The 6502-nt window shown below is 35.3% G+C and carries 5 protein-coding genes; 2 read left to right on the top strand and 3 right to left on the bottom strand.

Going from position 1 to position 6502, the window contains the following annotated elements:
- A partial coding sequence (gene rapA, locus Q1J40_RS03655) for an RNA polymerase-associated protein RapA (protein ID WP_301098701.1) occupies positions 1–2235 on the top strand: 2235 nt, incomplete at its 5' end.
- 189 nt (positions 2236–2424) lie between these two features.
- Here the strand turns inward: rapA and aspA are convergent.
- The 3 genes from aspA to purM form a co-directional block, all read right to left on the bottom strand.
- Positions 2425–3849: an aspartate ammonia-lyase gene (gene aspA, locus Q1J40_RS03650; RefSeq protein ID WP_301098700.1), complete on the bottom strand. Its 1425-nt coding sequence runs from the start codon at positions 3847–3849 to the stop codon at positions 2425–2427.
- A 202-nt stretch (positions 3850–4051) separates the two neighbouring features.
- A complete protein-coding gene (gene purN, locus Q1J40_RS03645; RefSeq protein ID WP_301098699.1) occupies positions 4052–4693 on the bottom strand; it encodes a phosphoribosylglycinamide formyltransferase in 642 nt (213 codons plus the stop codon).
- A gap of 58 nt (positions 4694–4751) precedes the next feature.
- Positions 4752–5783 (bottom strand): phosphoribosylformylglycinamidine cyclo-ligase, encoded by a 1032-nt coding sequence (purM, locus tag Q1J40_RS03640; RefSeq protein ID WP_301098698.1) that lies wholly within the window; start codon positions 5781–5783, stop codon positions 4752–4754.
- Positions 5784–6020: 237 nt separating this feature from the next.
- On the opposite strand from purM, the gene dksA reads away from it, so the two are divergent.
- The gene (dksA, locus tag Q1J40_RS03635) at positions 6021–6470 is read left to right on the top strand and encodes an RNA polymerase-binding protein DksA (RefSeq protein WP_301098697.1); all 450 of its coding nucleotides are present in this window, start codon (positions 6021–6023) and stop codon (positions 6468–6470) included.
- Positions 6471–6502 lie beyond the last annotated feature (32 nt).

The following is a 6502-nucleotide window of genomic DNA, read 5'->3' as shown; positions in this document are numbered from 1 at the left end:
CTTTTTGATGAAGAACGTTGTAGTGATTTTACTAAAAAAGATGACGATGATAATGATATTAGTGAGAATCCGTTTGAGTCTGAATCTCTTGTGATTTGTTCTATTGATTGGTTAGAAAAAACACCTCAACGAGCAAAACAAGTTTTAGAAAGCCAGTGGGATATGTTGATTGTTGATGAAGCTCATCATTTAGAATGGAATGAAGATGAGCCAAGTATTGCTTATCAATTTGTCGCTCAATTAGCTAAACAAATTGCCTCGGTATTATTACTTACCGCAACCCCAGAACAACTCGGTCAAGAGAGCCATTTTGCTCGTTTAGCATTACTCGATCCTGATCGTTTCTATGATTATCACGCTTTTGTGACAGAACAACAAAAATATCAACCTGTTGCGGATGCCGTTTCGACTTTATTAAGTGATAAAGCGTTGAGTACAGCAGAACAAAATAGCATTAGCGATTTACTTTCAGAAGAAGATGTTGAGCCAATGCTACGCATTATCAATGCTCAAGAAATTGATACAGAACAACGCTTAAGTGTTCGCCAAGAATTGATTAGTAAATTAATCGACCGTCACGGTACAAGCCGTGTGTTATTCCGTAATACTCGTCAAGGAGTAAAAGGTTTCCCACATCGTATTTTTAATCAAATTACTTTAACAATGCCGGAACAATATCGTAATGCGTTAAAAGTAATGGGCTTGATGGGCGGCAAGAAAAAAGAAGATTTACTCTACCCTGAACGTTTATTCCAACGTATGAATCCAAATGCGAAATGGTTTGAATTCGATCCTCGTATTGAATGGTTAATCACCTTCTTGAAGAATCACCGTGATGAAAAAATTCTTGTGATTTGTCGTCAAGCAGAAACGGCAATTCAATTAGAGCAAGTATTACGTGAAAAAGAAGCAATCAGATCGGCGGTATTCCACGAACGAATGAGCATTTTTGAGCGAGATAAAGCTGCGGCTTACTTTGCTCAACAAGAAGAAGGTGCACAAGTGCTGATCAGTTCAAGCATTGGTTCTGAAGGTCGAAACTTCCAATTCTCGCATCGCTTAGTACTATTTAACTTGCCTGATAATCCAGATTTATTGGAACAAAGTATCGGACGTTTAGACCGTATCGGACAAAAATCAGATATTAAAATTTATGTACCTTGCTTTGAAAACTCGTCACAAATGGTATTAGCTGAGTGGTATCACAAAGGTTTAAATGCCTTTGAAGAAACCTCGCCAATGGGTGCAAGTTTATTTAACCAATTTGGAAGTAAATTAGAAGAGTTTATTTTAAATCCTGTGCGTTCAGAAGCATTTGAAGAGTTTTTAGCAGAAACCCAAAAACGTCAGCAACAACTCAAATTAGAGTTAGAAAAAGGTCGAGATAAACTGTTAGAGCTTAATTCTAATGGTGGCGAGAAAGCTCAAGCTATTGCACAAGCGATTGAGCAACAAGATGAAAATCCTAAATTAATCAATTTTGCATTAAATCTGTTTGATGTCGTGGGATTAGAACAAGAAGATTTAGGCGAGAAAAGTATTGTGATCCGTCCAACAGGGCATATGCTAGTGCCCGATTTCCCTGGACTTGATGAAGAAGGTAATACAGTTACCTTTGATCGTGAATTAGCCTTAGTGCGTGAAGATTTACTCTTCTTAACTTGGGATCATCCGATGATCCGCAATGGAATTGATCTAATCACCTCTGGTGATATTGGTAAAAGTGCGGTTTCAATTTTGGTTAATAAAAATCTGCCTGCGGGTACTTTATTACTTGAAGCGATTTATGTCGTTGAAGCTCAAGCACCGAAAAAATTACAGCTTACTCGTTTCTTACCACCAACGCCTGTGCGTGTGTTATTAGACAGTAAGGGGAATGATTTGGCCTCACAAGTTTCTTTCTCTGGGCTTGAAAAACAATTGAAACCAGTGAATCGTCAAATGGCAAATAAGATTGCAAAAATGGCTCGACCAGACATTGAAAAACTAATTGCATTCGGCGAAGAAAAAATCGCACCAAAAGCAGAAGCGCTTATCAATGAAGCAAAACAAAATGCCGATCAAACATTGAGTGCAGAATTACAGCGTTTAACTTCGTTACAAGCAGTGAATAAAAATATCCGTGCGGATGAGATTGCTGAATTAGAAACAATTCGAGAAGAATCGCTCAAACAACTAGAACAAGCCAACTGGCGATTAGATAGCTTGCGTGTGATTGTAAGTAGTAAAGAGTAAAATACATTCATAACTTTACAACTAGTCATATATAAAAATTATCTGGCAAGCATGCTATTTTAAATGAGATGCCATCAGATTGGGTTCTGATCTTCTATATTTTAGGGACTATGTTCGATATTCTATCGAGCAAGTCCCTAAAATAATAAATCTAAATTTTTTGAGATTATTTAATTGTAAGTTGAAATATTAATCTTCTTCGAATCTTTTTGCTTTATATTTTGGATTCATTAAATTCTCAACAGAAAGAATATCATCTAATTCAGCTTCTGTAAGAAGTTCTCTTTCCAAAACAACTTCTCTGACACTTTTACCTGTTTTTGCACATATTTTACCAACGATATCACCTTCATGATGACCAATGAATGGGTTAAGGTAAGTTACAATACCAATAGAATTAAACACATAGTTTTCACAGACTTCTTTGTTAACAGTAATACCATCAATACATTTATCACGTAGATTCACACAGGCATTAGATAAAATTTCAATAGATTCAAACATTGCTTGTCCAATAACAGGTTCCATCACATTTAATTGTAATTGCCCTGCTTCTGCTGCAAAAGTGATAGTTGTATCGTTTCCTATTACTTTAAAGCAAACTTGATTAACCACTTCAGGTACTACTGGATTTACTTTAGCTGGCATAATTGATGAGCCGGCTTGTAATTCTGGTAGGTTGATTTCATTCAATCCTGCTCGAGGACCAGAAGAAAGCAAACGTAAATCGTTACAAACTTTAGAAAGTTTTACAGCTGTACGTTTTAATGCGCCGTGTACCATAACATAAGCGCCACAATCTGACGTTGCTTCAATTAAGTTTTCAGATAATACACATGGTAGTTGTGTAACCTCTGAAAGATATTTAACTGCAAGTTCAGAATAACCTTCTGGAGTGTTAACACCAGTACCGATTGCGGTTGCACCTAAGTTGACCTCTAATAGCAATTCAGCGGTACGTTTCAGATTCTTGATTTCTTCATCTAATAAAACAGAAAATGCTTTAAACTCTTGTCCGACAGTCATTGGTACAGCATCTTGTAGTTGGGTTCTTCCCATTTTTAAAACTTTTGAGAATTCTTCTGCTTTATTATCGAAAGCTTGTTGTAGATACAGTATTTTTACGATAAGTTGCATAATACTGTTATACACAGCGATACGGAAGCCTGTTGGATAAGCATCATTAGTTGATTGGCTTGCGTTTACATGATCCATTGGATTTAGGTATTGGTATTCACCTTTTTGATGCCCCATGAGTTCAAGGGCTAAGTTTGCTACCACTTCGTTAGTATTCATATTAACAGAAGTACCTGCACCACCTTGATAAATATCTGAAGGGAATTGATCCATACAACGACCATTTACTAAAATTTCATCGCAGGCTTGTACAATTGCTTTAGCAATTTTCTTTGGTATAGCACCAAGCTCTCCATTAGCTAAAGCAGTTGCTTTTTTTACCATAACCATACCACGTACAAACTCAGGTACGTCCGAAATAATATTTTTTGAAATATTAAAATTTTCAACAGCTCTTAACGTATGTATACCCCAATAGACATCATTTGGTACTTCACGTTCTCCGAGTAAGTCAACTTCAGTTCTTGTATTATTCACAATATATTCCTTATATGTACTAGTAATAATTTGAGTCAGATCATACTTACTTATATCAAGAAAATATGCGATCTAGATCATATTTTGATAGAAGATAAGGTGATATAAATTGTAATTTCAGATTAGTTTTTTTAATGGATTATAACGAAAAAGCACACATTACATATGTGTGCTTATGAAATAAAATTGGAATAAAGAAAGATTAATCTATAGCGTAGCCTTGCTTTGATAGTATTTTTCCATCTAAATAAGCTTTACCATCAATACAATATAATCGATTAGAACAGAACCATTCTATGACAAGAGGATAACAACGATGTTCTTGTTCACGGACACGTTCTATCACTTCATCTAATTCATCATCTGGATAAATTGGTACTTTTGCTTGTAACACAACAGGTCCACCATCAACTTCTTCATTAACAAAGTGAATACTCATCCCATGTTCAGTATCTCCTGCCTCCATCGCTCGTTGATGAGTATGTAAGCCTGCATATTTAGGTAATAAAGATGGGTGAATATTTAGAATTTTTCCTTGAAAATGTTGAGTAAATTCAGGAGTAAGGATTTTCATGTAACCTGCTAAAACAATGAGATCTGTATTAAATTCATCAATTTTTTGTGCAATAGCATTATCCATTGATTGATTACTATCGTAATCTTTACGAGAAAAAACAAAATGTGGAATATTTACTTGTTCTGCTCGGGTTAATCCATAAGCACTAGCCTTATTTGATATTACAGCTCGAATCTCTCCATTAATTTTTCCACGTTTAATAGTATCAATAATAGATTGTAAATTAGAACCATTACCTGAAATGAGTACAACAATATTTTTTTTCATAATTCTATTAAAAACTGACCGCATATAAAATTATATGCGGTCAGTTTATTTGCCTTATTTAAATAATTTCAACTTGTTCAGAATCTGATTCTAAGTTTTCAATTTTACCAATAACCCAAGCATCTTCACCTGCTTGTTTTAGAAGAGTTAATGCTGTATCTACATCAGTTTCTGGTAAAGCAATAACCATACCCACACCACAGTTAAAGGTACGATACATTTCGTAACGGCTAATATTACCTTTATCTTGTAACCACTTGAATGCCGGTTGCCATTCCCAACTATTCTCATTAATTACAGCTTTAACATTTTTAGGTAACACTCGTGGGATATTTTCCCAGAAACCACCACCTGTAAGATGGGCGATAGCATGAACATCAACTTTTTTGATCAATTGAAGTATTGACTTCACATAAATCTTCGTTGGAGCAAGAAAATGCTCACTTAATGATTTACCTTCAAAGATATCTTCAGCCTTAGCACCACTAACTTCTAATACTTTACGAATTAATGAATAACCATTTGAGTGAGGGCCACTTGAACCAAGTGCAATTAAAGTATCACCTACTTTAACATTTGAACCATCAATAATTTCTGATTTTTCAACGACACCCACACAGAAGCCAGCAAGGTCATAATCACCTTCATGATACATTCCCGGCATTTCTGCTGTTTCACCGCCAACTAAGGCACAGCCAGATTGTTCACAACCATCCGCAATTCCCTTAATTACAGAACTTGCAACATCAACTTCTAATTTACCTGTTGCATAATAATCAAGGAAGAATAGAGGTTCAGCACCTTGAACAACTAAATCATTAACACACATTGCCACTAAGTCAATACCAATGGTGTCATGTTTATTTAGATCAATTGCAAGACGTAATTTAGTTCCAACTCCATCTGTACCTGAAACTAAGACTGGCTCCTTATATTTAGTTGGCAGAGCACATAACGCTCCAAAACCACCTAACCCACCCATTACTTCTGGGCGATGAGTACGTTTTACATCACCTTTGATACGTTCGACCAATTCATTACCTGCGTGAATATCTACGCCTGCATCTTTATAACTTAGTTGTGTTGTCACAGCAAAGACCTCAATGAAATAAAAAACTTTTCGAATTATAACATTAAGCAAACGGTTGCGATAGATTTCATATTTAAATCTCATATTAATAGGTTAAGGAAATAGAATCATAAAATGAAAAATAATTTGCTAAAAAGGAAAAGTTCTGATATTTATACGCGCTTTTAAAAAACCATAACCCTAAAAAGAGCTTTAAATGTACTCTTAACAGGAAAGATCACAATCAGGAGTGACCTTATGATACAAGTGTTGAATACAAACTCGTTGAGCTTATTAGCCTTTGCTGGCGTAACTCCTTATCAATTAGGTAAAGATGAAGAGTATATGAATGATGCTCAGATTGAGCATTTTCGTAAAATTTTAAAGGCATGGCATGCTCAAATCATAGATGAAGCAGAACGTACTAAAATCCAAATGCAGGATGATATAACAAATTTTGCAGATCCATCTGACCGAGCAACTCAAGAGGAAGAATTTAGTTTAGAATTACGTAATCGTGATCGTGAACGTCGATTATTAAAAAAGATTGAACAGACTCTTGTAAAACTAGATTCTGGTGATTACGGATATTGTGATGCTTGTGGTATTGAAATTGGTTTAAAACGTTTAGAAGCCCGCCCAACAGCTGATTTATGTATTGATTGTAAAACGTTAGCTGAAATCCGTGAAAAACAAATGGGTGGTTAATTAAGATTAATGTGGTGTTTTCATCAACACCA

Origin of the sequence: Otariodibacter sp., from assembly GCF_029256985.1 — a bacterium.
Classification (GTDB): Bacteria; Pseudomonadota; Gammaproteobacteria; order Enterobacterales; family Pasteurellaceae; genus Otariodibacter.
This window is presented reverse-complemented; position numbering and strand designations above follow the sequence as displayed.